Source organism: Xanthomonas sp. NCPPB 2586 (assembly GCF_041475775.2).
Classification (GTDB): Bacteria; Pseudomonadota; Gammaproteobacteria; order Xanthomonadales; family Xanthomonadaceae; genus Xanthomonas; species Xanthomonas campestris.
In genome coordinates this window covers 2,159,549-2,183,707 of sequence record NZ_CM192981.1, presented here as the reverse complement: position 1 = coordinate 2,183,707, position 24,159 = coordinate 2,159,549, and the positions used below count along the sequence as shown (strand labels likewise).

Below are 24,159 nucleotides of genomic sequence, written 5' to 3'. Positions count from 1 at the left end.
CAGGCGCCCGCGTGTCATGCCAACGGGCGCCACGTCAAGCGCGCAAAGCCGGGGCAGGCTCACTACAATGCCGGCCCCGCTCCTCCCGCAGTTGCCGCATGAACATCGTTGTCAAAGAAGAACTCAAGGCCTACATCGACCCGCTGACGCCCGACGAGCACGAGGCGCTGGAGCGCAGCCTGCTGGCCGAAGGCTGCCGCGATGCGCTGGTGCTCTGGGGCGAGGTGCTGGTGGATGGGCACAACCGCTACGGCATCTGCCAGAAGCACGGTTTGCCGTTCCAGACTGTGCAGAATCCGCACTTCCAGTCGATGCAGGACGTGCATCTATGGATGATCGAGCAGCACCTGGGCCGGCGCAGCGTGTCGGACTTCCAGCGCGGCGTGCTGGCGCTGCGCAAGCGCGAGATCCTGGCGGCCCGCCAGCGCAGCCAGCGCGATGCCGATGCCGCCGGCAGCCCCCCGGAGGCAAGCGATGCCGAGCTGAGCGTCGATACCTCCGACGCCGCAGCGCGCCCGGCCGAAGCGCTGGACAGCCCGCCGTGGGAGGAGACCTCCACGCCAGTCAGCCGCGCCGAGCTGGCACGCGAAGCACGCCTGAGCAGCAACCAGGTGACCATGATCGAGCGCATCCACAAGCAGGCCGCGCCGGAAGTGGTGCAGGCGGTCAGGGCCGGTGAGATTTCGATCAGCGCCGCCGCCGCGGTGGCCACCTTGTCCGAAGACGAGCAGCGCGCCGCCGCCCAGGCCGGCAAGGCCGAGCTGAAGCAGGCCGCCAAGCGGGTGCGCGACGCCAAGCGCAAGCCCAAGCCGGACGAGGCCGAAGGCGGCGAAGCCGAACGCCGCGACGTCAAGGCGTTGCAACGGCGCGTCACCGAACTGGAAAACGAGAACGCCGCCCTGCAGACCAAGGTCGCCGCGCTGCAGGCGCAGCTGGAGCGGCTGCGCGGCTGAGGCCGTGGCGGCAGGTCTCCGGCCTCCCGTAGGAGCGCCCTTTGGCGCGAGGGCATTCCCGGTAAGGCCCCATCGCGCCCAAGGGCGCTCCTACGTAAGTCACGCGTGCTATGAGAGAACGTAGTGCCCGTGTTGCACGCGCTGGTGGAGCACCTGCAGCTCAGCCGCGCGAGCGCGTAGGACACCGCAATCCCGTAGGAGCGCCCTCGGGCGCGAGGGCATTCCCGGTAACGCCTCATCGCGCCCAAGGGCGCTCCTACGTAAATCACGCGTGCTCTGGGAGGACGTAGTGCCTGTGTTGCACTCGCTGTTGGAGCACCTGCAGCTCAGCCGCGCGAGCGCTCAAGACACCGTAATCCCGTAGGAGCGCCCTTGGGCGCGAGGGCACGCACGGTAACGCCTCTCGCGCCCAAGGGCGCTCCTACGTCGGTACGGGGGCTTTGAGAGACCAAGGTCGCTCAGGCCGCTGAAACGCGCGACACACCGTAGGAGCGCCCCCCGGCGCGACGGGCTTTGCCGGGCATGCCCTCGTGCCCGGGTGCGCCCCTACCGCCACCACACAGCGTGGACATGCCCTCGCATCCCGACTGGGTACACTTCGCGGATGGAACCACGCGTCAGCGACACCCGTTCGATCGATCCCCGCCGCGCACAGCTGCAGCGCATGAAACTGCTGGCAGTGGCCCTGTTGCTGGCCATGTTCGCCGGCTTCGTCATCAGCCACCTGATGGGCGAACACGGCATCTGGGCCTGGGTATCGGCATTCTGCGAAGCGGCCACCGTCGGCGCGCTTGCCGACTGGTTCGCGGTGGTGGCCCTGTTCCGCCGCCCGATGGGCTTGCCGATTCCGCATACCGCGATCCTGCCGCGCGGCAAGGAGCGGCTGGCCGATGGGCTGGCCGGCTTCGTGCGCGATCAGTTCCTGGCACCGGACGCGCTGATGGAAAAGCTGCGCGTGTTCGACCCGGCCAGTCGCCTGGGCGAATGGCTGTCCAAGCCGGAGCAGGCACGCATGCTGGCGCAGATGGCGCGCGGCTGGCTGCTGCAGGCCTTGAACCTGCTGGATGAAGAAGCCGTCCGCCGCGCGATCCAGCGCTTCGTGGTCGACCGCCTGCGCAAATGGAATGCCGCCGCCACCGCCGGCGATGTGATGGCCTTGCTCACCACCGATGGCCGCCACCAGAAGTTGCTCGATGAAGTGCTGCTGCGGCTGGGCCAGTGGCTGGACGAAGAGAAGGTGAAGACCCGCACGTCGGCACTGATCGTGCGCTACGCACGCCGCGAGTGGCCCAAGCTGGTGGGCACGGTGAACTGGGTCAAGCCGATCGAAGAGATCGGCGACAGCCTGGCCGACCGCATGGCGCGCGCAGCGATCGACGAACTGCAGGACATCCTCACCACGCCCGAGCATCCAATCAGGCTCGACTATGAGGCATGGCTGCAAACCTACATCGCCCGCCTGCGCGAGGAGCCGGAAATGGCCGCGCGCGTGGAAGAACTCAAGCAACGCGCGATCGAGCACCCTGCCCTGCAGGAATACGTGCAAGGCCTGTGGAGCGAGATCCGCGAAGCGCTGCGCAATGATCTGGCGAAGGAAGATTCCTCGATGGCCGCGCACATGGAGCGTTCGATGCAGTCGCTCGGCCAGTCGCTGTCACAAGACCCATCGCTGCGCGACGCACTCAACGTGCACATGCTCGATGCAGCCGACAAACTCACCACGCGTCTGCGTGCATCGGTCACCGAGCACATCGCATCGACGATGAAAAGTTGGGACGAACGTCACCTCGTCGAACAATTGGAATTGGGGGTCGGCCGCGATCTGCAATACATTCGCTTCAACGGAACGTTGGTGGGTGGATTGATCGGACTTGCGCTGCACGCCTTGTCGATCTGGCTGTCGTTCTGATGCTGCAACCGCAGCGGTGATCATCACGCACGTGAATGCACTAGCCGTGTGGTGGCCGTGTATGGTTTGCTGCGATACGTTGCGTCACACCGCAAGGCCGGCATCGCGTCGACCGCGGTAGGACGCAAGGCAACAGGCAAGGCAAAGGAAGAAACATGCCGCACGGCCGCTGGGATTTGCGCAGGAAATACGGACGCCGTGCCTCCATCGGCGCCGTCCTGCTGCTGAGCGCAGGCCTGATCGCCGCATTCCTGGTCGGCTTCGCGGTGCATCGGCATAACGAGCTGGAGCGTGAGCGGCGCTTCGATCTGGTGGTGCGGGTACTGGCGCGCAACATCAGCGAGCGCATGTACACCTTCGAGCATGGCCTGCGCGGCGCGCGCGGTGCGGTGATCGGTGCCGGCAGCGATGTGATCAGTCGAGATCGCTTCACCCGTTACAGCCGCTCGCGCGATTACCCGCGCGAATTTCCAGGCGTGCTCGGCTACGGCTACATCCATCGCGTTGCCGCCGCAGATGAAGCGGCCTTCCTGGATGCCGCACGCGCTGACGGTGCGCCCGATATTCAGCGCAGGCTGCTGGCGCCGTGGGATGGCGAGCGCTTCATCGTGCTGTATTTCGAACCGGAGTCATCCGGTAACCGCCCGCTAGGGTTGGATGTTGCGTCCGAGCCACGCCGGCGGATCGCAGCGATCGCAGCCGCGCGCAGCGGCCAGCCGACCATGACCTCGCCGGTCTCGCTGTCGGGCTACCAGACTCCCAGCGAAGGCGGCTTTTTGGTGTTGCTGCCGGTCTACCGCGAAGGCATGCCACTGCAGACACCGCAGCAGCGCATGGACGCGACCACCGGCTGGGCGTACGCGCCACTCAGCGTCAAACAGATGCTGGAGAGCACCCTGGGCGACCGCGATGATGTTGCGATTAGCCTGAGTGATCGCGAGGACACCCAGCACACCTTCTACCGGAGCGGCATTGCCGCGCCAGAAAGCATGCGCCGCGCTGCACACACCCAGCTGCTGCCAATCTATGGCCGCACCTGGGTGCTTACCGCGCGGCCCACGCTGCACTTCATCGGCTCACTCAACCAGAACTCGCCGTGGCTGATGGGCAGCCTGGTCCTGGGCACCGCCATTCTGCTGGCCGCGCTGCTCGGGCTGTATTTCAGTAACGGCCTGCGTCGCGAAGAGGTGCTGCGCAAGCAGATGGAACTGGCCGCCCTGGTCAGCCATTCCAGCGAAGCGATCGTGGCCGAAACACCAGACGGTGAAATCACGCACTGGAATCCGGCAGCCGAGGCCATGTTCGGTTATCCGGCCGATGTGGCGATCGGCCAGGACCTGACCACGCTGTTGTCGCCGCAACCCTATGCCATGCCGCAGATCGACCAGGACGAGGCACCGCCGGTCGCAGCCCTCTCCGCCGCGCAGACCATGCGCCACCGCGACGGGCATCAGGTGTTCGTGCTGGCGAGCAAGGCGCCGATCATCGAGCACGACAATGCGGTCAGCGGCCACTCGCATTTCTTCCGCGACATTTCCGAGCGTGTGCGCTCGCATCAGCGCATTGTCGATCTCAACGCCTCGCTCGAGCATCAGGTGGCCGAACGCACCAGCGAGCTGGTGCAGTTCTCGGTGCTGCAACGCGCGATCCTGGCGCACGCCGGTTACGCCATCATCGCCACCGATTCCAGCGGCTTTGTCACCCTGTTCAATCCAGCCGCAGAAAAACTGCTTGGCTACAGCGCCGACGATGTGATCGGCCGGCGCAAGGCCAGCCAGTTCATCGAAGCGGACGAACTGCAGGAGCGCGCACTGCGGCTGGCCGAACAGACCGGCACGCCGGTCGCCGGCACGCTGGAAGCGGTCGCTGCGCTCACCAGCCTCGGCCGCAGCGACACCAGCGAATGGACCTATGTCAGCCAGGACGGCCGTCGCCTGCCAGTGCTGCTGACCTTGAGCACGTTGCGCGACGACAACGACCAGGTGATCGGGTACCTGGGCGTGGCGGTGGATCTCACCGAGCAGAAACTGCACGAAAAACAGCTGCGCTTGGCAATGGACGCGGCCAGAAGCGCCAACCAGTCCAAGTCGGATTTCCTGGCCAACATGAGCCATGAAATCCGCACGCCGATGAACGCCATCCTGGGCATGCTGTACCTGCTCCAGCGCAGCGAGTTGCCGGGCGCCGCGCAGGACATGGTGACCAAGATCGACCGCTCGGCACGGTCGCTGCTGGAGATCATCAACGACATCCTGGACTTCTCCAAGATCGAGGCCGGGCGCATCGATCTGGAGCGCGCACCGTTCGACCTCAATCAATTGTTCGACAACATCGCCGACCTGATGCGCTCCTCGCTCAGCGCCAAGCCGGTGGAGATGATCGTCGAGCCGTTGCCGCGCGAATGCCGCTGGCTGCTCGGCGATGCGCTGCGCATCAACCAGGTGCTGGTCAACCTGGTCGGCAATGCGATCAAGTTCACCGAACAAGGCGAAGTAGTGTTGTCGGTGCGCCGCTTTCCCAGTGGCGACCCCAACAAGATCAAGCTGCTGTTCTCGGTACGCGACACCGGCATCGGCATCTCAAAGGAAAAGCAGAGCCTGATCTTCTCGCCGTTCCTGCAGGCAGATACCTCCACCAGCCGCCGCTACGGCGGCAGCGGGCTGGGTCTCACCATCAGCCGGCGCTTGATCGAACTGATGGGCGGCGCGCTGGAAGTGGAAAGCGTGCCCGGGCGTGGCAGCGAGTTCTATTTCGTCATCACGTTGGAAAGAACCGACCCGCCCAAGGCCCAGCAGGAAGCGGCGCTACTGCCGCCCGAATCCATGCCGCGCGTGCTGATTGCCGACGACCACGATGCGGCCTTGAACAACCTGGTGCGGATCGCTACCGAGCTGGGCTGGCGGGTGGATGCGGTGGCCAGCGGCCAGGCCGCGATGCAAGCGATCGAAGACGCCACCGAACCGTACGACATCTTCCTGCTGGACTGGCGCATGCCCGACATCGACGGCGTGGCAATCGCGCGCCAGGTGCGTGCCCGCGCCACACCGGGCCGGCATCCGGTGATCGTGATGGTCACCGCCTACGAACGCCGGCTGCTGGAGCAACACCCCGAGCAGCAGGACCTGGATGCGGTGATGACCAAGCCGGTGACCAGCGCTGCGCTGCATCGGCTGGTGGAACAATTGGTCGACGAGCGCCCCAACGCACGCCCAGCGACGCCAACCTTCGTCGCGCGCCGGCTGGAAGGCGCGCAGCTGCTGCTGGTGGACGACAGCGAGATCAACTGTGAAGTGGCACAGCGCATCCTCGAAGGCGAAGGCGCCATGGTCACCGTGGCCCACGACGGCGAGCAGGCGGTGAACACGCTCAAGCGCGCGCCGGACCTGTTCCACCTGGTGCTGATGGATGTGCAGATGCCGGTGGTGGATGGCTACGAGGCCACCCGCCGCCTGCGCCAGATTCCGTCGCTGGCCAGCCTGCCGGTGATCGCGCTGACCGCCGGTGCCTTCCGACCGCAGCAGGAAAAAGCGCTGGAAGCAGGCATGAACGGTTTCATCGCCAAGCCCTTCAACGTGGAGGAACTGGTCACCGCAATCCGGCACTTCCTGCAGCCCGGCAGCCGGCGGGTATCCTCGCTGCCGCACGAACGCGCGCCGGCCGCAGGCCCGGAGTGGGCGCACACCGATCCGCTGCTGCTGGATGCCGCACGCGCGCAAAGCCTGTGGCGCGAGCGTGAGCCGTACGAGCGCTACCTGCTCAAGTTGCTGCGCGACAACCCCGACCCGGCCGAGACCGCCGCCGCGCATCTGCGCAACAACGAGCTGCCGGCGATTGGCGCACTGGCACACAAGCTGCGCGGCGCCGCCGGTTCGCTGGCCCTGCCCGCCCTGGCCGGCGCGTCGGGCGATCTGGAATCGCGTGTGGAACAGGGCCATGACCTGACCGCCGCATTGCTCGCGCTCAAGGACACCATGGCGCAGACCACCGCGGCCATCCACGCCTTCCTGCAGACCAGCCCCAGCACGCAAGACACCGGGCAAACCGGTGCCGCTTTGGACGACGACAGCGCGCTGATCCTGGAAAACGCGCTGCGCAGCGACGATGCCGACAAGATCGACCACGCGCTGCTGATCTGTGCCCCACGTCTGCCACCGCCGTTGCAGGAAGACCTGCAGCGCGCCGTGGACGACTTCGATTTCCGCCGCGCCGAAGCCACCCTGCGCGATTGGCAAGCCAACCACCCACGCTGACCGTGTCCCCGTACCGGTTCGCAAGGATTCCGCATGCCAGCCCGTCCCCTGCTCTGCGTTGACGATGAATCCAGCAATCTGGCCACCCTGCGCCAGTTGCTGCGCGACGACTATCCACTGGTATTCGCCAAATCCGGCGGTGAAGCCCTGGATGCGGTGGCGCGGCATGCGCCGGCGCTGATCCTGCTGGACGTGGAACTGCCGGACATGGATGGCTACGCAGTGGCGCGCACACTCAAGCAGGACCCGGACAGCACCGCCATCCCGATCCTGTTCGTGACCTCGCGCAGTACCGAGCACGACGAGCGCACCGGCCTGGAGGCAGGCGCCGCCGATTACGTGAGCCGGCCCTACTCCGCCGCCTTGCTCAAGGCGCGCATCGCCACGCATCTGACCCTGGCCGAAAATGCGCGCCTGGCGCAGCAATACCGCGACGCCATCCATCTGCTGGGCACCGCCGGCCAGGGCCAGGACGCGGACACCGGCGCGCATATCTGGCGCATGGCTGCCTATGCGCGCCTGCTAGCGGAGAAAGTCGGCTGGCCACCCGCGCAGGCACAGCTGCTGGAAGATGCCGCGCCGCTGCATGACGCCGGCAAGATCGTCGTGCCCGGCAGCATCCTGCACAAGCCCGATACCCTGGACGAGCACGAGCGCGAGGTGGTGCGCCAGCATCCCCAGGTGGGCCACGACCTGCTGCGGCACGGCCGCGGGCCGCTGTTCCAGCTGGCTGCCGATATCGCCCTGCACCACCACGAATGCTGGGACGGCAGCGGTTATCCGCAGGGCGTGGCGGGCGATGCCATCCCCGAAGCCGCCCGCATCGTGGCGGTGGCCGATGTGTTCGATGCACTGTGCGGGCGCCGCGCCTACAAAGCGCCGTGGGCGGTGGAAGATGCCATGCGCAAGCTCGACAGCATGGCCGGGAAGCAACTGGAGCCGCGCCTGGTGCACGCGTTTCGCGATGCCCTGCCGCAGATGCTGCAGATCAAGGACGCCTGGGATCGGGAGCGTTGAGAGATGGGAATCGGGAGTTGGGAATCGGGAATGGGGGGTCCATCAGGGCGTTGTTGATTTTGGTGCTGTAGCGCGCACTCGGATTCGCCAGGCGGTGCGTCTGTCGTGCGAGATGGCGAGAGCTCGGGCGATCGCTGGCCAACGGTCTCGCCTAGTCGGGCAGGCGCTTGAAAAGCGCCACATTGCGCACGCAATGTTGCCCGCTGCGTGCTTGAACCATCTGGCCGGCAGGCGGACAATGCCCATGTTGCGCCGCACAACACCGTGCGACGCGGGCCGCTCCAGCCGTCGCACCGTGCTGTTGCAGCGGCCCCGCAACCGAGACTCCGATGTCCTCCAGCGTGTCCGAGGCCGGCGCGGCGCCGGCGCCGCGTTATCCCGATTACCGCATCATCTCGCTGATCCTGGCCTGCGCCATTTTCATGGAGCAGATGGATGCGACCGTGCTGGCGACGGCACTGCCGACCCTGGCGCGCGATTTCGGCGTGGCCGCGCCGGCGATGAGCATCGCCATGACCAGCTACCTGCTGGCGCTGGCGGTGCTGATCCCGGCCAGCGGCGCGATCGCTGACCGCTTCGGGCTGCGTCGCGTGTTCAGCGCCTCCATCTGGGTATTCATTGGCGGCTCCATCCTGTGCTCGCTGGCCGACAGCCTGCCGACCATGGTGGCCGCGCGGGTGCTGCAGGGCGCCGGCGGCGCGATGATGGCCCCGCTCGGGCGGCTGATCCTACTGCGCACCGTGGAGCGCCGCCACCTGGTGTCCGCAATGGCCTGGACGCTGGTGCCGGCCTTCATCGGCCCGATGCTTGGGCCGCCGCTGGGCGGGTTCTTCGTGTCCTACCTGGACTGGCGCTGGATCTTCTACATCAACGTGCCAATCGGCATCACCGGCTTTTTGCTGGTGCGGCGCTTCATTCCGGACATTCCCAGCGAATCTGCACCCGCGCGCTTTGATCTGCGCGGCTTCGTGCTGTGCGGCACCGCCCTGGGCTGCCTGCTGTTCGGGCTGGAAATGGTCAGCCAGGAAGATGGCATCCCGCGCGCCAGCTGGCTGCTGGCCATCGGTGGTGCCACGGCGCTGGGCTATCTGTGGCATGCGCGCCAGCATCCGGCACCGTTGCTGGATCTGAGCCTGCTGCGGATCGACTCGTTCCGGCTGTCGGTGATCGGTGGCGCGCTGATGCGCATTACCCAGGGCGCGCATCCGTTCCTGCTGCCGCTGCTGTTCCAGATCAGCTTCGGCTTCAGCGCCGCGCGCAGCGGGCGGCTGATCCTGGCCACCGCGCTGGGCGCGCTGCTGATGCGCAGCATCACCCCGCAATTGCTGCGCCGCTTCGGCTACCGCAACAGCCTGATCGGCAACGGCGTACTGGCCAGCCTGGGCTACATGGTGTGCGCGCTGTTCCGGCCAGACTGGCCGCCGGCGCTGATGTTCGGTTTGCTGCTGTGCTGCGGGGCGTTCATGTCGTTCCAGTTTGCCGCCTACAACACCATCGCCTACGAAAACGTGCCGGCCGCGCGCATGGGCCGCGCCAGCAGCCTGTACACCACGCTGCAGCAATTGATGCTGTCGGTCGGTGTGTGTGCCGGCGCGATGATCCTCAAGCTGGCGATGCTGGCGGGCGATCACCCGCAGCCGCAGCAACGCGATTTTTCGCTGGCGTTCTGCGTGGTCAGCCTGATCTCGCTCAGCGCCACGTGGTGGCACGTGCGCTTCGACAAGCATGCCGGGCAGGAAATGAGCGGGCATCGCGCCTGAGCCTGCGTCGCCGTGGCGACGCACTGCACTTGGCTGAGCGCGCGCCTGTCATCGCGTGATGGCTGATCAGGCGCGCGACGCTGCGGTGGTTGCGCGCCTGCAGGCCGCAGCAACCAGCACCTCAGATCACAGCACCGTGCAACGCCCCGCCAGGCCGGACAGCGCAACATCGCTGATCACCGCCGTTGGCGCCGCGCAGGCCGCGGCGATGATCGCCACTTCAAAGCCAGCGGCGTCCGGCGACAGCGCGGTATGGGTGATGCAATGCTGCGTCATCATGCCGGCAAGCTGGATCGCTGCAACATTCGCGCCGGCAAGCGTCTGTCCGAGCGAAGTGCCCAGGAAGCTGTCGGCCTGATGCTTCTCGATCACCGTGCAGCCTTCAAGCGCCGCGGCAATCGCCGGGTGAAACTCGGCGCCCACACTGCCATCGGCAAGGAGCGGGCCATCGCCCGGTGCGGTGTGCCGGATGCCGATCACCACTTGGCCGGCCTGCTTGGCCTGCGCAATGTGCTCCAGGGCGCTGGCCAATGCCTGCTCGCTGTTCTCGAGCGGGAAACGGCCACCGGGGAAGTAATCGTTCTGGATATCCACCACGATCAATGCAGTGCTCATGTGTTGCTCCTCGAATGTCAGGGTGTTGCCGGGTGTGGCCAGCCACACGCCGGTGTGCAGCGGCGCAACGGGATCTCGGTGATGCGCAGCGGCACGAAAGCAGCCGATGCAGCGGTTGATGTCGCTTCCGAAACCCACCGCTACAGCTTGACGGCGACACCCTCGCACCGATACTGGCCTGCGAGACCAACATCGATGAGATCGGGCCATGCGCGCGCAACGTTCAGTCCCTCCTAGCCCTGCGCCGATCTCGGTCGTGGTGGTGGCGCCAGCGGGCATCAGTCCCTTTCATCTGTCGGTGCCGATGATGATCTTCGACCTGCAGCCGGACGATCGCCCGCTGTTTACGCTGCGCATCGCCGCCGAAGACACGCGTGTCGCGCTGGCCGGAGGCCAAGTGGGCGTCACGCCGGACGGCGACCTGAGCCTGCTGGATCAGGCGGAGGTGCTCATCGTTCCCGGCTGGGCCGATCTGGACCGTGCTCCCAGCGCCGCACTGCGCGCCGCGCTGGTCGCGGCGACTCAGCGCGGCGCGCACGTGGTGGGCCTTTGCTACGGTGCCTATGCGCTGGCTTATGCGGGCCTGCTGGATGGAAAGCTGGCTTCGACGCATTGGCATGCCGAGGCCGATTTCCACCACCGCTTTCCGCGCGTTCGGCTGGACATGAATGCGCTTTACGTCGATGAGCAGCGCATCGTGACCTCGGCAGGAACCGGTGCGGCGCTGGATTGCTGCATGTATCTGGTGCGCAAGCTGTGTGGCGCGCGCCAGGCCAATGCGATCGCACGCATGATGGTGCTGCCGCCGCATCGCGACGGTGGCCAGGCGCAGTACATCGATCAGCCCGTGCCCGCCTCGCCACAGGATGCGGCACTGAGCCGGCTGCTGGACTTCATGCGCGCGGATCTGCAGCAGGATCATGCGCTGGATGCACTGGCCGAGCGTGTGGCGATGAGCCGACGCTCGTTCACCCGCCGCTTCCACAAGGCCACCGGCATGACCGTGGGTGAATGGCTGGGCGCCGAACGCCTGCGGCGTGCCAAGGATCTGCTCGAATCCACCGCGCTGTCGATCGAGCAGGTGGCCGAACGATCCGGTTACAAAACCGCGGTGTCGTTCCGGCAACGCTTCAACCAGGCGTTCCAGACCAGCCCACGCGAATGGCGCAAGCGATTCACCCTGCTTGAGCAGGAATCATCGCGGGTTTGAACTAGGCGTGTTCTGCGCGGCGTGATGCGATGCGTGACACGGATGACGCGCAAAAAAAAGCGCCCGCAACTGCATGCGAGCGCTTTTCAAATCAGAGCGTCAGGCGACGCGGAGCACGCAGACAATGCGTCCTGGGTGCAGCAACACGTAAACCGCCGCCGCCGTTGTTCCTGCCAGGCGTGGTCACGCTAATCACGCAGGACACCGGCACGCCTGAAAGGCCGAAAGCACCCGGCCATCACCCGCAACGCTACCGCTCACCAAACGCACGACGGCGAAGCCGCAACTCCGCCGTCATGCCACACCTGCGATTACACGCCGTGCGCAGCCAACTGCCCCAACCGCTGCACGGCCACCGACACGGTCGGGTAGTCGAGCGTCTTCTGCTCGGCCACATCGCTCAGCATCGCCAGGGTGAAACGCAGGCTGGAGTCATCGCGTGCCAGCCAGTTGGCCACCTTGTCCTCGGCACTGGCGCCGGGCATCGACAACACCTGACCGGCCAGCGTGCGCTGGTGCGCGGCCAGCTCGTCACGCAGCACGCCACGTGCCACCGCGTGCCAACGGCCGTTGACCTCCAGCGCGTCGATCTGCTCGAACAGCCACGGCAGACGCAGCGCTTCGCCAAGACGGAAATGCACCTTGGAGACTTCCACCGGCTTGAGCTTGCGCGTGCGCGCCAGTTCGATGATGTCGAAGGCCGGTTCCAGGTAACGCAACTCGCACAGCTGTTGCGCCAGCTCGGGCGTAAGCCCCTTCTCCTGCCATTCCTGCACGCTGGCTTCGTACACCGGGCGCTGCGAATCCGGCAGCACGCCGGAGGCCACGCGGATGTCGTTGAACGGGCCGTGGTAGCGCTCCACCGCCGCAGTGATCCCCGGCATCTGGCCCGGGCGCGACAACAACCAGCGCACGAACGAGCGCTGCAAGCGCCAGATCACTTCCAGCGCGTCGATCTGTACCGATTCAGGCACCTTGCCGTCCAGCGCGTCGATCTGCGTCCACAGCGCGCGCGCATCCAGCGTTTCGCGGCTGATGGTGTAGGCCTTGGCCACCTCGGCAATGCTGCGGCCGGTGTCTTCCTGCATGCGCATCAGGAAGGTGGCGCCCATGCGATTGATGGTGGTGTTGGTCACCGCGGTGGCGATGATCTCGCGCTTGAGGCGGTGGCGCTCCATCGCATCGGCGTACTTCTTCTGCAGCGGCTGCGGGAAATACCGCTGCAGCTCCTTGGACAGGTACGGGTCCTCGGGGATATCCGATTCCAGCAATTGCTGGAACGCCACCAGCTTGGAGTACGACAGCAGCACCGACAGCTCCGGCCGGGTCATGCCCTGCCCGCGTGCCTTGCGGGCAGACAGCTCGGCGTCGGAAGGCAGGTATTCGATCTGCCGATCCAGCAGGCCCTGCAGCTCCAGCGTGCGAATGAAATGCTGCTTGGAACCCAGGCGTTTGACGCTCATCCGCTCCATCAGGCTGATGGCCTGGTTCTGGCGGTAGTTGTCCCACAGCACCAGGTCGGCCACTTCGTTGGTCATCGACGCCAGCAGCTTGTTGCGCGCGTCGTAGGTGAGCTTCTTGGCCTGAACCACATCGTTGAGCAGGATCTTGATGTTCACCTCGTGATCGGAGGTGTCCACGCCGGCCGAGTTGTCGATGAAGTCGGTGTTGAGCAACACGCCGGTCTGCGCGGCCTCGATGCGGCCAAGCTGGGTCAAGCCCAAATTACCGCCCTCGCCCACCACCTTGCAGCGCAGCTCGCCACCATTGACGCGCAGGCCGTTGTTGGCGCGGTCGCCGACGTCGCCGTGCGACTCGCTGGACGCCTTGACGTAGGTGCCGATGCCGCCGTTCCAGAACAGGTCCACCGGCGCCTTGAGGATGGCGTTCATCAGCTCATTCGGCGACAGCTGCTTGACGCTGGCGTCCAGCCCCAGCGCCTCGCGCACCGGTGCGCTGAGTTCGATCGACTTGAGCGTGCGCGGGTAGATGCCGCCACCGGCGCTGATCAGCTTGGCGTCGTAATCGGCCCAGCTGGAACGCGGCAACGCGAACAGCCGCTCACGTTCGGCGAAGGACACCGCCGCATCCGGGTTCGGGTCCAGAAAAATATGCCGGTGATCGAACGCCGCCAGCAGGCGGATGTGGCGCGACAACAGCATGCCGTTGCCGAACACGTCGCCGGACATGTCACCGATGCCGACCACGCTGAAATCCTGGCTCTGGCAATCGCGTCCCAGTGCACGGAAGTGGCGCTTGACCGACTCCCACGCACCGCGCGCGGTGATGCCCATGCCCTTGTGGTCGTAACCGACCGAGCCACCGGAGGCGAATGCATCACCCATCCAGAAGCCGTGGTCCAGCGCAAGGCCATTGGCGATGTCGGAGAAAGTCGCCGTGCCCTTGTCGGCCGCCACCACCAGGTACGGGTCGTCCTGGTCATGACGCACCACCTGCGTCGGCGGCACGATCTTGCCGCCGACAATGTTGTCGGTAATGTCCAGCAGGCTCTGGATAAACAGTTTGTAGCAGGCGATGCCTTCGGCCTGGATCGCATCGCGATCGCCGCCCACCGGCGAGCGCTTGACGTAGAAACCGCCCTTGGCGCCGACCGGCACGATGACGGTGTTCTTGACCATCTGCGCCTTGACCAGGCCCAGCACCTCGGTACGGAAATCCTCGCGGCGGTCCGACCAACGCAGGCCGCCACGCGCCACCGCGCCAAAGCGCAGGTGCACGCCTTCCACGCGCGGGCCGTACACGAAGATCTCGCGGTACGGGCGCGGCTTGGGCAGGTCCGGCACCAGCGACGAGTCCAGCTTGAAGCTGATGCAGTGGCCGTGCTTGCCGTCCTTGCTGGTCTGGTAATAGTTGGTGCGCAGCGTTGCGTCGATCACGTCGATGAAGCTGCGCAGGATGCGGTCTTCGTCCAGGCTGGAGACTCGGTCCATCAGCTTGAGCAAGGCGGCGCGGGTGGCTTCCTGCTGCGCGGCGCGGTCGCTGCCGCGCGCCTGCAGCACCGGTTCCAGTGCCTTCAGCGTGGCCTCGTCGCCGTCGGCCAGCACCGACAGCTGCTCGCGCAGACGCTCTTGCCCGGCAAGGATCTGCGCCTTGGTTTCACCGCCGGTGGACGGGTCGAAGCGTGCTTCGAACAATTCCACCAGCAGGCGGGCCAGCAGCGGGTAACGGGTAAAGGTGGCCTCGACATACGCCTGCGAAAACGGCGTGGCCGTCTGCAGCAGGTATTTGCAGTAGCCGCGCAGCAACGCGACCTGGCGCCAATGCAGGCCGGCGGCCAGGATCAGCCGGTTGAAGCCGTCGTTTTCCGCATCGCCATTCCAGATGCGCTCGAACGCCTCGCCAAACGCCGCATCGGCGCTGTTGGCGTCGATGTGCCCGGCAGTGGATTCAACCTCGAAGTCCTGGATGTAGACCGGCGTGTCGCTGACCTGCAAGCGGTACGGGCGCTCGGAGATCACCCGCAGGCCCATGTTTTCCATCATCGGCATCGCGTCGGACAACGGGATGTCGTCGAGCTGGCGGTACAGCTTCAGGCGCAGGCCGTCGCCGGTATCCAGGCGCACCGCGCTATCGCGGCGCACTTCCTGCAGGCTCAGATGCAGATCGTTAGGGCCATCCAGCGCGGCCAGGTGTTCGACGTCGGCGACCGCCGATTCGATCGACGAATCCTCTATGTAACCGGCCGGCAGCGCGCGCCCGAAATTGGCGGCCATGCGCAGGCCATGCGCTTCGCCATGACGGGCAACCAAGGCCTCGCGCAGAGCGTCGTGCCAGTTGCGCAGCACGTGCGCCAGGCGGGCTTCCAGCGCGGTGGTGTCGAACTCCAGCGCCTCGCCACTCTTGGCACGCACGATCAAGTGCAACTGCGCCAACGGCGATTCGCCCAGCACCACGCTGGAATCAATGTACTCGCCATGCAGCGCATCTTTCAGCAGCGCTTCGATGCGCAGACGCACATCGGTGTTGAAGCGCTCACGCGGGATGTACACCAGCGCGGAAATAAACCGGCTGTACTTGTCGCGACGCAGGAACATGCGGCTGCGCACGCGCTCCTGCAGCCCCAGGATGCCGATCGCGGTGCGATACAGCTCGTCCTGGTTGGACTGGAACAGCTCCTCGCGCGGCAGCTTTTCCAGGATGTGGCGCAACGCCTTGCCGCTATGGCTGCTCGGGGTCAGCCCGGACTTGCTCATCACGTATTCGTAGCGCTGGCGCACCAGCGGGATTTCCCACGGGCGGCGGTTGTACGCGCTGGAAGTGAACAGACCCAGGAACCGCTGCTCGCCGACGATGCGGCCCTTGGCATCGAATTCCAGGATGCCGATGTAATCCATGTAGCCCACCCGATGCACGCGCGAGCGTGCATTGGTCTTGGTCAGGATCAGCGCATCCTTGAGCTTGGCCGAGGTGTTCAGGCCATGCGCGGCCAATGAGGTCACCGGCCGTGCCGGCGAAATGTCATGCCCGCGCATCAGGCCCAGGCCGCTTTCTTCCACCGGCGCCAGCATCTCCTGGCCGTCCTGCTTCTCCACACGGTATTCGCGGTAGCCGAAGAAGGTGAAGTGGTCCGAGGCCGCCCAGCGCAGGAATTCCTGCGCTTCGTGGCGGCTGATGTCGTCCATCGGCAAGCGACGCGTGGCCAGGTCGTCGGCCAGCATCACCATCTTTTCGCGCATTGCCGCCCAGTCATGCACGATCGCGCGCACTTCGGCCAGCACCTTGCGGATGGCCGCCTCCACCTTGGGCATTTCGTCGGCCGGCTGGCGGTCGATCTCCAACACCATCAGCGATTCGCTCTTGCCCTCGCCCACTGCGGTGAGCTTGCCGCCCTTGTCGCGCGCAATGCGCAGCACCGGGTGGCCAAGCACGTGCACACCGATCCCCAGTTCGGACAACGTCATGCTCACCGAGTCCACCAGAAACGGCATGTCGTCGTTGACGATCTGCAGCAGCGTGTGCGGCGACTCGTAGCCGTGGCTCTTCAGGGTCGGGTTGAACACCCGCACATTGACCGTGCCGGCCTTGCGCGTGCGCGCAAACTCCAGCATGTCTGCCGCCAGCGCCGCCCACTGTTCCGGCGGGTGGTTGAGAAACTCGTCTTCTTCCATGCGGCGGTAGAAATCGGCGGCGAACAGTTGCACTTCCGACTGACGCGCGGCCGGGTAGCGCTTGCGCAATGCGGCAAACACCGGCTCGAGGGTGATCTCCTGCGGAGCAGTGGCGACCCCGGGGACGGCACGTTCGGCGACCGGCTTGGCTGACGTCGTGGACGAGTTCGAAGCGGCTTTCTTGGCTTTCATGAGAGAGCTGGGATGCTCGGTGGAAAACCTGAATTGTACCGATGCACGATGACGACGCCTTGCTGCATAGCGCAAACGCAGGCAGGTCACGGCTTTTGCAAACTGAAGCAACGCCGGCGGCGGCGCATTACAGGAGTGAAGCGTCGCCCAACCGCCTCTTGAGGGCCTCGGTTGCCCGCGCGCCAGACGGCGCAAGGCTTGCGGACCTGGGTCGCAGAGAAGTTGCGCAGACCAGACGGGCGCCGTCAAGGCTGTTTAAAAACTAAACTGGACGGTATAGTCTACCGCCATGACCCCTCGTTCCCCCCGTGCTGCCCGGCGTTCGGACTGCGACCGCCGTATCCACGCTGCCGTGCACGCGCTGCTGGCCGAGCGTGGCATGCGGGTGAGCATGACGGCGGTGGCCGAGCGCGCGGGCTGTTCCAAGCAGACCCTCTACAGCCACTACGGCTGCAAGGAAAACCTGCTGCGCGACGTGCTGCAGGAACACGTACAGCTGGCCACGGTGCCGCTCGGGACTGCCACCGGCGACCTGCATGAAGACCTGCTGGCCTTCGCATTGGCCCATCTTGACCGGCTCAATCGCCCGGATGTGCTACAGACGTGCCGTCTGGTGGAGGCGGAATCGCACCGGTTCCCCGGCCAGTCGCAGCAGATCTTCCATGAAGGCGTGGTTGGCATGCAGGAACGACTTGCGTCGCGGTTTGCACAAGCGATCGACGCCGGTCAGCTGCGGCATGACGATCCGCACTTCATGGCCGAGCTGCTGCTCAGCATGATTGTTGGCCTGGATTTCGACCGTCAGCGCTTTCAAGTGCCACACCGCGCCGGCCTGCCCGCCAGGCAGCAGTGGGCACAGTTCGCTGTCGACACGTTTATGCGTGCGTTCGCCGCGGTGGTCACGCCGCCCCGGACGCCCGCGCGTTCCTTTCTCACTTCAAGACCCTAACGGAGTTCCTCCTCATGATTGCCCCGCTCCGCACCTTCGGCCTGGCCTGTGCCATCACCGTGGCGCTCGCTGCCTGCAGCAAGCCCGAACAACAGCAGGCTCCGCCGCCGCCGGAAGTGTCGGTGCTGGAAATGAAACCGCAGACGCTGCCGCTGGAACGTGACCTGGTCGGTCGCCTCTCGGCGTTCCGCTCGGCCGACGTGCGTGCCCGTGTGGACGGGGTGCTGCTCAAGCGCCTGTACACCGAAGGCACCGACGTCAAGGAAGGCCAGCCGCTGTTCGAGATCGACCCGATGCCGCTGCGCGCAACGCTGCTGCAGGCACAGGGCCAGCTGGCTGCCGCCGAGGCAACCTATGCCAACGCCAAGATCGCCGCGCAGCGCGCGCGCAGCCTGGCGCCGCAGCAGTACGTCTCGCGCGCCGACATCGACACCGCCGAAGCCACTGAGCGCTCGTCCGGCGCCAGCGTGCAGCAGGCGCGCGGTGTGGTCGAGTCCGCACGCATCCAGCTCAGCTTCGCCAGCGTGACCTCGCCGATCACCGGCCGCGCCGGCATTCAGCGCGTCACCGAAGGCGCGCTGGTCGGGTCGGGTGAAGCCACCTTGCTGACCACGGTCGACCAGATCGACCCGCTGTACGTGAACTTCGCCATGAGCAGCGAAGAACTGGCGGCACTGCGTCAGGCGCAGAGCAGCGGCAACGTCCAGCTCAGCGGCGACGGCAAGTCCACCATCAACGTGGAACTGGGCAACGGCACGCAGTACCCGCACCCCGGCACGCTGGACGTGTCCGCGGTGACGGTGGACCCGAGCACCGGTGCGGTGTCGCTGCGCGCCACCCTGCCAAACCCGGAAATGGCGCTGCTGCCAGGCGCGTTCGTGACCTTCAAGGCCAGCCTGGGCCAGCGCAACAACGCCTATCTGGTGCCGCAGCAGGCGCTGCAGCGCGATGCCACCGGCGCCTACGCGCTGGTGCTGGGCAAGGACGGCAAGGTGGTCCGCAAGAACCTCACCGTGGATGGCCAGCAGAAGGGCCAGTGGATCGTCACCGCCGGCGTCGCGCAGGGCGATCAGGTCATCGTCGACGGCGTGCAGAAGGCGAAGGAAGGCCAGCCCGCCAAGGGCGTGCCGTGGGATCCGAACAAGCCCGCGCAGGGCGGCCAGCCCGGTGCGCCGGGTGCCGCCCCCGCCGCGGGTCAGGCCGGCAACGGCCAGGGCGCACCGGCGGGCGCCGGCAAGGCCGACGCTGCCGCTCCGGCGGCTGGCGAACAGCCCAAGTCCGATGACGCGGCCCAGCCGTCCGATTCCCAGTCCAAGCAGCAGTGACGGAACCCCGCCATGCCTAAGTTTTTTATCGAACACCCGGTCTTTGCCTGGGTGGTGGCGATCCTGATCTCGCTCGCGGGCGTGATCTCGATCCTGAATCTGGGTATCGAGTCGTACCCCACGATCGCCCCGCCGCAGGTCACCGTCACCGCCAACTTCCCCGGTGCCAGCGCCGATACCGCCGAAAAGGCGGTGACGCAGGTCATCGAACAGCAGCTCACCGCTATCGACCACCTGCTGTACTTCAACTCCTCGTCGGCCTCCAACGGCCGCGTGACCATCACGCTGACCTTCGAAACCGGCACCGACGCGGATATCGCGCAGGTGCAGGTGCAGAACAAGGTGTCGCTGGCCACGCCGCGCTTGCCTTCGGAAGTGACCCAACAGGGTGTGGTGGTGGCCAAGGCCAACGCCGGCTTCCTGATGGTGGCCGCGCTGCGCTCGGACAACCCGTCGATCGACCGCGATGCGCTCAACGACATCGTCGGTTCGCGCGTGCTCGAACAGATCTCGCGTGTGCCCGGCGTGGGCAGCACCAACCAGTTCGGCGCCGAGTACGCCATGAACATCTGGTTGAACCCGGAGAAGCTGCAGGGCTACAACCTGTCGGCCACCCAGGTGCTGACCGCAGTGCGTAACCAGAACGTGCAATTCGCGGCCGGTTCGGTCGGTGCCGACCCCACCCCGCAGGGCATCAGTTTCACCGCGACCGTCTCGGCCGAAGGCCGCTTCAGCTCGCCGCAGGAGTTCGAAAACATCATCCTGCGCACCGATAACAACGGTGCCACGGTGCGTCTGAAAGACGTTGCACGCGTCACGGTGGGCCCAAGCAACTACGGCTTCGACACCCAGTACAACGGCAAGCCGACCGGTGCCTTTGGTATCCAGTTGCTGCCGGGCGCCAATGCGCTGAACGTCTCCGAGGCGGTCGGTGCCAAGCTCGACGAGCTGCAGCCCACCTTCCCGCAGGGCGTGACCTGGTTCGCACCGTACGAGTCCACCACCTTCGTGCGTATCTCCATCGAAGAAGTCGTGCACACGCTGGTGGAAGCCATCGTGCTGGTGTTCCTGGTGATGCTGCTGTTCCTGCAGAACTTCCGCGCCACGGTCATCCCGACCCTGGTGATCCCGGTGGCGCTGCTGGGCACGTTCTTCGGCATGTACGTGATCGGCTTCACCATTAACCAGCTGACGCTGTTTGCGATGGTGCTGGCGATCGGCATCGTGGTGGACGACGCGATCGTGGTGATCGAGAACGTCGAACGCATCATGAGCGAGGAGCACCTGGAGCCGAAGGCGGCCACCCAGAAGGCGATGACCCAGATCACCGGCGCGGTGGTGGCCATCACCGTGGTACTGGCGGCGGTGTTCATTCCCTCGGCCATGCAGCCGGGCGCCTCGGGCGCGATCTACAAGCAGTTCGCATTGACCATCGCGATGGCGATGGCGTTCTCCGCGTTCCTGGCGCTGAGCTTCACCCCGGCCCTGTGCGCGGCGTTCCTGAAGTCCACCCATTCGGACAAGAAGAACTGGATCTACCGCACCTTCGACAAGTACTACGACAAGCTGGCGCATCGCTATGTCGGTGTCGTCGGCAACACGCTCAAGCGTTCGCCGGCCTGGATGGTGGTGTTCGTGGTGCTGGTGGTGCTGTGCGGCTTCCTGTTCACGCGCATGCCGGGCAGCTTCCTGCCGGAAGAAGACCAGGGCTTTGCCGTGGCCATCGTGCAGCTGCCGCCGGGTGCCACCAAGATCCGCACCAACGAGGCCTTCGCGCAGATGCGTGCGGTGCTGGAGAAGCAGCCGGCCGTGGAAGGCATGCTGCAGATTGCCGGCTTCAGCTTCCTGGGTTCGGGCGAAAACGTCGGCATGGGCTTCATCCGGCTCAAGCCGTGGGAAGAGCGTGACGTCACCGCCGAGCAGTTGATCCAGCAACTCAACGGTGCCTTCTACGGCATCAAGGGCGCGCAGATCTTCGTGGTCAACCTGCCCACCGTGCAGGGTCTTGGCCAGTTCGGCGGCTTCGACATGTGGCTGCAGGACCGTTCCGGTGCAGGCCAGGAGGCGCTGACCCAGGCCCGCAACATCGTGCTCGGCAAGGCGGCGCAGAAGCAGGACACCGTGGTGGGCGTGCGCCCGAACGGCCTGGAAAACTCGCCGCAGCTGCAGTTGCATGTGGACCGCGTGCAGGCGCAGTCGATGGGCCTGGAAGTCAGCGACATCTACAGTTCGATCCAGCTGATGCTGGCCCCGGTGTACGTCAACGACTACTTCTCCGAAGGCCGCATCAAGCGCGTCAACATCCGTGCCGACGACCAATTCCGCACCGGCCCCGAGTCGCTGCGTAACTTCTTCACCCCCAGCAGCACGGCGACGGGTGCAGATAGTCAGCCGGGGATGATCCCGCTGAGCAACGTGGTCAAGGCCGAGTGGACCTACGCCTCGCCGGCGTTGAACCGCTACAACGGCTATTCGGCGGTGAACATCGTCGGTAACCCGGCCCCGGGCGGCAGCTCCGGCCAGGCGATGCAGGCGATGGAGGAGATCGTCAACAACGATCTGCCGCCGGGCTTCGGCTTCGACTGGAGCGGTATGTCGTACCAGGAAATCATCGCCGGTAACGCCGCCACGCTGCTGCTCGCGTTGTCGGTGGTGGTGGTGTTCCTCTGCCTGGCGGCGCTGTACGAAAGCTGGTCGATTCCGGTGGCCGTGCTGTTGGTGGTGCCGATCGGCGTGCTGGGTGCGATCACCTTCTCGATGCTGCGTGGCCTGCCGAACGATCTGTACTTCAAGATCGGCATGATCACGGTGATCGGCCTGGCGGCGAAGAACGCGATCCTGATCGTGGAGTTCGCAGTCGAGCAGCGCGCGGCCGGCAAGACGCTGCGCGAGGCAACGCTGGAAGCGGCGCATCTGCGCTTCCGCCCGATCCTGATGACCTCGTTCGCGTTCATCCTGGGTGTGTTGCCGCTGGCCATTTCCACCGGCGCCGGCGCCAACTCGCGTCACTCCATCGGTACCGGCGTGATCGGCGGCATGGTGTTCGCCACCGTGCTCGGCGTGATCTTCATCCCGCTGTTCTTCGTGGTGGTGCGCCGCATGCTCGGCGACAAGCTCGACGAGCCGTCCAAGGAATACCTGGCCGTGCAGAACGACAGCGGCACGCATCGCCCGGATCGTTGAGTCAGGCGTTCGCTGTAAACCAAAAAGCCCCGGCAATGCCGGGGCTTTTTTTTGTGTGCTGCAGCGACGAACGGGATACTCCGCAGGAGCGTCCTTGGGCGCGATGGAGCTCTACCGCCTCAGCGTATCGAAGTGATTCGACAGTGCGGAGAGATCAGTTGTAGAGCAGCTGATCTGCGGCTTCGGTGCAGGGTCCTTGCCCGCCTACCATCGCGGGACACGCTGCAAGTACGTCCCTGTAGGGAGTTTTGGTTGTCTGGACGTGACTGGAGAGTGCGGATAAATCAGGTGTAGAGCGGCTGATCTGCAGCTTTGCTGCAGGGCATGACGTGCTTCTAATTGGCCAGCTATCGTGTTCTGCGAACCATGCCAGCAAGCCTACGCAACGTGCGAGGCGACCAGCTTTTTATCCGGCTACCGACCAACGTCCTGGTGCGGTGCCCTCGCCGCTTGCGGGACCGTGTGGCGGCATGGATGCCGCCACCGAGCCCCCAGGGACGGGTTCACGGCGTGTCCCGCGAGCGGTGAGGGCACCGCACGCGCGACGAGCCAGGATTTTTGGCCGGCGCTGGGCGCTACTTCGGGACGGTCAGATAGCCATCCTGCGGGCGCCGGTGGAGCCACGCACCACGCAGCGGCCGGTCATCACCATGCGGCGAATCGGCAGCTGCGGGCTGGCCAGGCGTTCGAGCAGCAGCGACATCGCCGCGCGGCCCATGTCCTCCACCGGCTGTTCGACCACTGTGATGCCGGGTTCGACCAGATCGGTCCAGCGCTCGTTATCGAATCCCGCCAGCGCCAGGTCCTGCGGCAGCCGCAGGCCGGCGGTACGGGCGGCCTTCAATGCGCCCATCAACAGCAGGCTGTTACTGGTGACGATGGCCTCGGGGCGGTCGGCGGCGGCCAGCCAGTGCTCCAGTTCGGCAATCGCGGCCTCGGCGGTGGGCGCCACCTCGCGGTAGTCCGGTGCCAGGCCCTGGGCATGCATGGCTGCCAGGTAGCCGTCGCGGCGTTCGGCCGCGGTGGTGCTGGTGCTGCCGAACAACCCGCCGATGCGGCGGTAGCCCTGCGCCTGCAGATGCGCCACCAGTTCGGCCATGGCCGCGGCGTTGTCCAGCACCACGCTGTCGTAGCGGCTGCCGGGGCCGGCGCGGTCCACCAGCACGGTGGGGTAATCCAGTACCGGCTCGTGCATGCGCCCCACCGTGACCCGGGTGGGCGCGAAGATCAGCCCGGTGATGCGTTCTTCCTGCATCAGCTCCAGGTACAGCGCCTCGCGCTCGGGATCTTCATCGGTATTGCACAGGGTCACGCGCATACCGGCCTTGTAAGCGACCTCTTCCACGGCACGGATCAGCGCAGTGAAGTACGGGTTGCGGATGTCGGCCACGATCACCCCGAGGATGCCGGAGTGCTGGGATCGCAATCGCCGCGCCATCAGGTTGGGGCGATAGCCGGTCTTGCGCACCGCAGCCTCCACCTTGGCGCGCACTTCCTCGCTCACCGGGCCGGTGCCCAAGGCGCGCGACACCGTGGACTTGGACACCCCGGCCACGCGGGCCACGTCATTGATGCTGATACTCACTGGGACCGTTCCCGCTCCATATTGCGCACCTGGACCCAGGCGCCCTGCGCTTACGATCCTAACCCGAAAGCACTACAGGGTT

12 protein-coding genes are annotated in these 24,159 nt (G+C 65.9%); 9 read left to right on the top strand and 3 right to left on the bottom strand.

From position 1 onward, the window contains the following. The first annotated feature begins 98 nt into the window (after nucleotides 1-98). The 5 genes from ACCQ09_RS09280 to ACCQ09_RS09260 all read left to right on the top strand — a co-directional run bounded on the left by ACCQ09_RS09280 (nucleotide 99) and on the right by ACCQ09_RS09260 (nucleotide 9,889). Entirely contained in the window at nucleotides 99-953 is an 855-nt protein-coding gene (locus tag ACCQ09_RS09280) for a hypothetical protein (protein ID WP_016944535.1), read from the top strand. 604 nt (nucleotides 954-1,557) lie between these two features. Further along, nucleotides 1,558-2,862 (top strand): DUF445 domain-containing protein, encoded by a 1,305-nt coding sequence (locus ACCQ09_RS09275; protein ID WP_228427822.1) that lies wholly within the window; start codon nucleotides 1,558-1,560, stop codon nucleotides 2,860-2,862. 155 nt (nucleotides 2,863-3,017) lie between these two features. Next, nucleotides 3,018-7,112 (top strand): CHASE domain-containing hybrid sensor histidine kinase/response regulator, encoded by a 4,095-nt coding sequence (locus ACCQ09_RS09270; RefSeq protein WP_228427823.1) that lies wholly within the window; start codon nucleotides 3,018-3,020, stop codon nucleotides 7,110-7,112. Nucleotides 7,113-7,145: 33 nt separating this feature from the next. Continuing rightward, nucleotides 7,146-8,129 carry an HD-GYP domain-containing protein gene (locus ACCQ09_RS09265; protein ID WP_011037504.1) on the top strand — a complete coding sequence of 328 codons (984 nt, stop codon included), beginning with the start codon at nucleotides 7,146-7,148 and terminating at the stop codon, nucleotides 8,127-8,129. A gap of 329 nt (nucleotides 8,130-8,458) precedes the next feature. Beyond that, complete coding sequence (locus ACCQ09_RS09260) at nucleotides 8,459-9,889, top strand: DHA2 family efflux MFS transporter permease subunit (RefSeq protein WP_011037505.1); 1,431 nt, start codon at nucleotides 8,459-8,461, stop codon at nucleotides 9,887-9,889. A gap of 126 nt (nucleotides 9,890-10,015) precedes the next feature. Here ACCQ09_RS09260 and ACCQ09_RS09255 read toward each other — a convergent pair whose 3' ends face one another. Further along, complete coding sequence (locus ACCQ09_RS09255) at nucleotides 10,016-10,504, bottom strand: isochorismatase family protein (RefSeq protein ID WP_029216988.1); 489 nt, start codon at nucleotides 10,502-10,504, stop codon at nucleotides 10,016-10,018. A gap of 208 nt (nucleotides 10,505-10,712) precedes the next feature. Here ACCQ09_RS09255 and ACCQ09_RS09250 point away from each other — a divergent pair, with 208 nt between their 5' ends. Beyond that, the gene (locus ACCQ09_RS09250) at nucleotides 10,713-11,714 is read left to right on the top strand and encodes a GlxA family transcriptional regulator (RefSeq protein WP_050912184.1); all 1,002 of its coding nucleotides are present in this window, start codon (nucleotides 10,713-10,715) and stop codon (nucleotides 11,712-11,714) included. 311 nt (nucleotides 11,715-12,025) lie between these two features. Here the strand turns inward: ACCQ09_RS09250 and ACCQ09_RS09245 are convergent, their stop codons facing one another. Then, on the bottom strand, nucleotides 12,026-17,035 hold the full coding sequence (locus ACCQ09_RS09245; protein WP_040941161.1) for an NAD-glutamate dehydrogenase: 5,010 nt from the start codon (nucleotides 17,033-17,035) through the stop codon (nucleotides 12,026-12,028). A gap of 289 nt (nucleotides 17,036-17,324) precedes the next feature. Here ACCQ09_RS09245 and ACCQ09_RS09240 point away from each other — a divergent pair, with 289 nt between their 5' ends. The 3 genes from ACCQ09_RS09240 to ACCQ09_RS09230 are packed head-to-tail and all read left to right on the top strand — an operon-like array spanning nucleotide 17,325 to nucleotide 22,492. After that, nucleotides 17,325-17,984: a TetR/AcrR family transcriptional regulator gene (locus tag ACCQ09_RS09240; RefSeq protein WP_040941160.1), complete on the top strand. Its 660-nt coding sequence runs from the start codon at nucleotides 17,325-17,327 to the stop codon at nucleotides 17,982-17,984. Between the two features lie 14 nt (nucleotides 17,985-17,998). Then, nucleotides 17,999-19,309 (top strand): efflux RND transporter periplasmic adaptor subunit, encoded by a 1,311-nt coding sequence (locus ACCQ09_RS09235; protein ID WP_042597754.1) that lies wholly within the window; start codon nucleotides 17,999-18,001, stop codon nucleotides 19,307-19,309. 12 nt (nucleotides 19,310-19,321) lie between these two features. Then, nucleotides 19,322-22,492 (top strand): multidrug efflux RND transporter permease subunit, encoded by a 3,171-nt coding sequence (locus ACCQ09_RS09230; protein ID WP_040941159.1) that lies wholly within the window; start codon nucleotides 19,322-19,324, stop codon nucleotides 22,490-22,492. Between the two features lie 589 nt (nucleotides 22,493-23,081). Here the strand turns inward: ACCQ09_RS09230 and ACCQ09_RS09225 are convergent. Then, on the bottom strand, nucleotides 23,082-24,077 hold the full coding sequence (locus tag ACCQ09_RS09225; RefSeq protein WP_040941158.1) for a LacI family DNA-binding transcriptional regulator: 996 nt from the start codon (nucleotides 24,075-24,077) through the stop codon (nucleotides 23,082-23,084). Nucleotides 24,078-24,159 lie beyond the last annotated feature (82 nt).

What these genes read in the sequence shown, in the direction of transcription:
- ACCQ09_RS09280 (WP_016944535.1), top strand. Translation starts at nt 99, where the DNA reads ATGAACATCGTTGTCAAAGAAGAACTCAAGGCCTACATCGACCCGCTG.
- ACCQ09_RS09275 (WP_228427822.1), top strand. Translation starts at nt 1,558, where the DNA reads ATGGAACCACGCGTCAGCGACACCCGTTCGATCGATCCCCGCCGCGCA.
- ACCQ09_RS09270 (WP_228427823.1), top strand. Translation starts at nt 3,018, where the DNA reads ATGCCGCACGGCCGCTGGGATTTGCGCAGGAAATACGGACGCCGTGCC.
- ACCQ09_RS09265 (WP_011037504.1), top strand. Translation starts at nt 7,146, where the DNA reads ATGCCAGCCCGTCCCCTGCTCTGCGTTGACGATGAATCCAGCAATCTG.
- ACCQ09_RS09260 (WP_011037505.1), top strand. Translation starts at nt 8,459, where the DNA reads ATGTCCTCCAGCGTGTCCGAGGCCGGCGCGGCGCCGGCGCCGCGTTAT.
- ACCQ09_RS09255 (WP_029216988.1), bottom strand. Translation starts at nt 10,504, where the DNA reads ATGAGCACTGCATTGATCGTGGTGGATATCCAGAACGATTACTTCCCC.
- ACCQ09_RS09250 (WP_050912184.1), top strand. Translation starts at nt 10,713, where the DNA reads ATGCGCGCGCAACGTTCAGTCCCTCCTAGCCCTGCGCCGATCTCGGTC.
- ACCQ09_RS09245 (WP_040941161.1), bottom strand. Translation starts at nt 17,035, where the DNA reads ATGAAAGCCAAGAAAGCCGCTTCGAACTCGTCCACGACGTCAGCCAAG.
- ACCQ09_RS09240 (WP_040941160.1), top strand. Translation starts at nt 17,325, where the DNA reads ATGACCCCTCGTTCCCCCCGTGCTGCCCGGCGTTCGGACTGCGACCGC.
- ACCQ09_RS09235 (WP_042597754.1), top strand. Translation starts at nt 17,999, where the DNA reads ATGATTGCCCCGCTCCGCACCTTCGGCCTGGCCTGTGCCATCACCGTG.
- ACCQ09_RS09230 (WP_040941159.1), top strand. Translation starts at nt 19,322, where the DNA reads ATGCCTAAGTTTTTTATCGAACACCCGGTCTTTGCCTGGGTGGTGGCG.